The sequence below is a fragment of the Streptomyces sp. OfavH-34-F genome, assembly GCF_022347745.1.
In the GTDB taxonomy this organism is placed as follows: Bacteria; Actinomycetota; Actinomycetes; order Streptomycetales; family Streptomycetaceae; genus Streptomyces.
In genome coordinates, this window is sequence record NZ_JAKRGC010000449.1 from 1 (window position 1) to 3,981 (window position 3,981).

Sequence of the window (3,981 nt, forward strand, 5' to 3'; positions counted from 1 at the left end):
CGGGAACGCGGGGAGCGGCAGCGGATGGCCCGGCAGCGGGCCGCGGTCACGCCCTCGCCGGCCCCCGCGCGCACCGGTTCCTCGTCGGCCGGGGCGTCCGCCCTGGGCTGGCTGGTCGCGCTCGTCGTGGTGGCCGGGCTGCTGACCTGGCAGCCGTGGGAGAAGGCGGGCGGCAGCGGTTCGGCATCGGGCGGCAGCGCGTCCGGCTCCGTCGCCTCGGGCGGCCTCGACACGCACACCGACGACGGCACGGGCACCGGGAGCGGCGGCGGCTCGGCGGACCGGGTCTCGTCCGGCTCGGACACGGACACGGACACCGACACGGACGAGCCGACCCCCACCCCGACTCCCACACCCACGCCGACCCCGACGCCGACCATGGACGCGACGGACCGGGCGTTCGCCGCCGTACGCGCGGGCGACTGCCTCGACGTGTACAACGACGGCTACGACAACATGAGCGCCGACCGCCCGGTCCGGGTGAAGTGCGCCGCCTCGAACGCGTACATGCACGTCAACCGGGTGAGCACGCGCGCCGGCGGCTCCGGGTCCTGCGACACCGGGGCGGGGTTCACCTGGTGGAGCCGCCGGGGCGACGACGGGATCACCCGCACGCTGTGCCTGGACCGGGTCTACCGGGCGGGCCAGTGCTTCCCGGCCAAGGTCAACGGGCAGACCAACGCGGACCTGACGGTGGTGTGGCGCTGCGACGCGTCGAAGGTGCCGAAGGCGGGCCAGTCCATCCTGCGGATCACCGGTTTCTACCGGGCCCCGAAGGCGGGCCAGAACTGGACCTGCCCGGCGGGGCCCGGCGAACGGTTCTGGTACTGGTCGGTCAACCAGGGGCGCAGCATCATCTGCGCCTCGGCCGCCTGACCCGTACGCGACCGGCCCGTACGCGGCCGGCCCGGATCAGCCGAGGACGGCGAGGGCGTCGATCTCGATGAGCAGGCCCTTGGGCAGGCCGACGTAGACCGTGGTGCGCGCGGCCGGCGGCTGCTTGAGGTCCTGCTCGGCGAAGTACGCGTTGTAGATCTCGTTCATCTCGGCGAAGTGGTCCACGTCGGTGAGGTAGACGCGCATCATCATGACGTCGTCCCAGCTCGCGCCGCCCTCCTCCAGGATCGCCTTGACGTTGGCGAAGGTCTGGAGGGTCTGCTCGCGCAGGGTGGGCCCGGCCGGGGTGGGCGCCTGGCCCTCCACGGCGGGCAGGAAGCCGACCTGGCCGGCGACCTGGAGGATGTTGCCCTTGCGCACGCCGTGCGAGAACTTCGCCGGCGGGGTGGTGTGGGTGCTCGGGGTGAGCGCGGTCTTCTCGGTCATCGCTGTTCAGGCCTTCTTGGGTAGGTTGCTGCCGGAGTACTCCCGGCTGATGGTCTCGGCGGTGCGCCGGACCAGGGGGAGCAGGGTGAGGAGTTCCTCGGCCGTGACGACCACGTTCGGCGCGGAGACCGACATCGCGGCGACGACGCGCCCGTCCGCGCCGCGGATCGGGGCGCCGACGCAGTTGATGGACTCCTCGTGGCCGCCGAGGTCGGTGGCCCAGCCCTGTTCGCGCACGGCGGCCAGCTCCTTGAGGAACGCGGCGGCGCCGGGCGTCGAACGGGGCGTGTACATGGGGTAGTCGAGCCGCTCGGCGAGGGCGCGCCGCTCGGCCTCGCTGAGGTCGGCGAGGAGCAGCTTGGCCACGGCGGCGACGGTGATCGCGACGGGCTTGCCGATGCGCGAGTACATGCGGACCGGGTAGCGGCTCTCGACCTTGTCGATGTAGAGCACCTCGTTCTCCTCGTACACGGCGAGGTGGACGGTGTGCCCGCAGCTCTCGTTGAGGGCGACGAGGTGGGGGTGGGCGATCTCGCGTACGTCGAGGTTCTCGACGGCCTCCTGGGCCAGCGCGAACAGCCGGGCGCCGAGGCGGTAGCGCTGGTCCTGCTGCCGGTAGACGAGCCCGTGTTCGTGCAGCGTGCGGAGCAGGCGCAGCGCGGTGGACTTGTGGACGCCGAGGCGGTCGGCGACCCGGCCGAGGTCGGCGGGCCCCTGGGCGAGCAGGGGCAGGATGCTGAGTGCCCGGTCGACGGTCTGGCTCATGGCGTGCGTACCTCCGTGTCGTCCCCCGTCCAGCCGGGGCCGAGACGCAGTCTCCCCCAGGCGTCGTCGTCGAGGGCGGCGAGCCGGTCGGCCAGCTCCCGCGCGGGCGGCGCCGTGAGGTCCCCGGGGACGGTGAGGACGGCGGCGGCCATCAGATGCCCGTGCCGGGCCCGCTCCCGTACGGGCAGCCCGCGCAGCGTCGCGGACAGGAACCCGGCGGCGAAGGCGTCCCCGGCCCCGACGGGCGCGACGACGTCCACGCGCAGCGCGGGCACGCGGGTGACGGTGTCCGTCCCGGCCGGTGCGGCGGCCGGGGGCCGGGAGCCCGGGAGGGAGCCCGGGGAGGGGTCCGGGAGGGGGTCCGGGTGGGGGCCCGGCAGGGGGTCCGTCGGGCCGGAGAACACCGTGACGCCCTCCGCGCCGTGCTTCACCACCACCACGCCCGGCTCCGGGAGCGCCTCCCGGATCGCGGACGCCCCCGCCAGGCCCCACGCCTCCTGAGCCTCGTCCTCCCCCACGAAGACCACGTCGGCCCGGCGCGCCAGGTCCAGCAGCACCCCGGGCGAGGCCGGCGAGCCGCGCCACAGGGCCGGGCGGTGGTTGACGTCGAAGGAGATCAGGGGCCGCTCCGGCCGCGGCGCGGTCAGGTCGCGGAGCAGCGCCAGGCAGTCCTCGGAGAGCGCCGCCGTGATCCCGGAGACGTGCAGGACGCGCCCGGGCGGCAGCCCGTCGTACGGCACGGTGCTCGGTGACATCGCCGAGGCGGCCGACCCGGCCCGGTAGTAGGCGACCTCGTGGACGTCCGTGGCCCGGTCGGTGGCGGTGCGGAAGTAGATCCCGGTGGGCCGCGCGGGGTCGCGCCGTACGTACGAGGTGTCCACGCCGTAGGCGGCGATCGCCGCGAGCAGGTGGTCGCCGAAGCCGTCCGCCCCGACGCGGCTCACCCAGGCCGTCGGGTGCCCGGCGGCGGCGAGCGCGCAGGCCACGTTGGACTCGGCGCCGCCGATCCCGCGCGCGAAGGACGGCACGTCGGCGAGGCGTCCGGGGCGTGAGGGCAGGAACGTCACCATGGACTCGCCGAGGCACACGACGTCGGCGGTCGCGGTTGCGGACACGCGGGGCTCCTCAGCTGTCGGGCGGCGGCACCGGTCCTCACCATTGACCGGGCGTCGGCTCGGATGTTAGACAGCCGTGAGCGAAATACGCAATGGGTGTTGCATATGCTGCAATCGCATGCCGACCCGGACCGAGGAGACCCCATGGCCACCGCGCACCACCTGACCGCTCTCGCGGAGGAGCCGGTCGACCACCGGTTCAAGGGCCTCCCGCCCGACGCCGAGGGCCTGACGGTCGGCGCCCTGGCCGCCGAGCGCCGCAACCTCTTCGACGGCGGGTTCACCACCCCGGTGCTCGCCCTGTCCGCCGAGTCCGTCGCGCACAACCTCGCACTCCTGGAGACGTACGCGCGGCGCCACGGCCTCGCGTTCGCGCCGCACGGCAAGACCCCGATGGCTCCGCAGCTGTTCGCCCGCCAGCTGGAGCACGGCGCGTGGGGCATCACGGTGGCCGTTCCGCACCAGGCGCGCGTCTGCCGCGCGTTCGGCATCGACCGGATCTTCCTGGCCAACGAACTGGTGGACCCCGTCGCGCTGCGCTGGCTCGCGGGCCAGCTGGACGCCGACCCCGGCTTCACCTTCGTCTGCTACGTGGACTCCGTGCGCGGGGTCGAGCTGATGGACGCGGCCCTGCGCGCGGCGGGCGCCACCCGCCCGGTGGACGTGGTGGTGGAACTGGGCGCCGGCGAGGACGCCCGCACCGGGGCGCGGACCGAGGCCGAGTGCGCCGCCGTGGCCGACGCGGTGGCCGGGGCGGCGACGCTGCGCCTGGTGGGCG

5 protein-coding genes are annotated in these 3,981 nt (G+C 74.6%); 2 read left to right on the forward strand and 3 right to left on the reverse strand.

The features are described from left to right. Nucleotides 1-876 (forward strand): hypothetical protein (locus tag MHW47_RS33055; RefSeq protein ID WP_239227535.1); only part of this gene is annotated, 876 nt, incomplete at its 5' end. A gap of 36 nt (nt 877-912) precedes the next feature. Here MHW47_RS33055 and MHW47_RS33060 read toward each other — a convergent pair. The 3 genes from MHW47_RS33060 to MHW47_RS33070 are packed head-to-tail and all read right to left on the reverse strand — an operon-like array spanning nt 913 to nt 3,203. After that, on the reverse strand, nt 913-1,323 hold the full coding sequence (locus MHW47_RS33060; protein ID WP_239227536.1) for a RidA family protein: 411 nt from the start codon (nt 1,321-1,323) through the stop codon (nt 913-915). Between the two features lie 6 nt (nt 1,324-1,329). Then, nucleotides 1,330-2,088: an IclR family transcriptional regulator gene (locus MHW47_RS33065; protein ID WP_239227537.1), complete on the reverse strand. Its 759-nt coding sequence runs from the start codon at nt 2,086-2,088 to the stop codon at nt 1,330-1,332. Next, entirely contained in the window at nt 2,085-3,203 is a 1,119-nt protein-coding gene (locus MHW47_RS33070) for a sugar kinase (RefSeq protein ID WP_308381742.1), read from the reverse strand. Before MHW47_RS33070 ends, MHW47_RS33065 begins: the two co-directional genes overlap by 4 nt. Nucleotides 3,204-3,347: 144 nt before the next feature. Between MHW47_RS33070 and MHW47_RS33075 the strand changes: the two genes are divergently transcribed. Then, nucleotides 3,348-3,981: alanine racemase (locus MHW47_RS33075; RefSeq protein ID WP_239227538.1), on the forward strand; the 634-nt coding region annotated here is incomplete at its 3' end.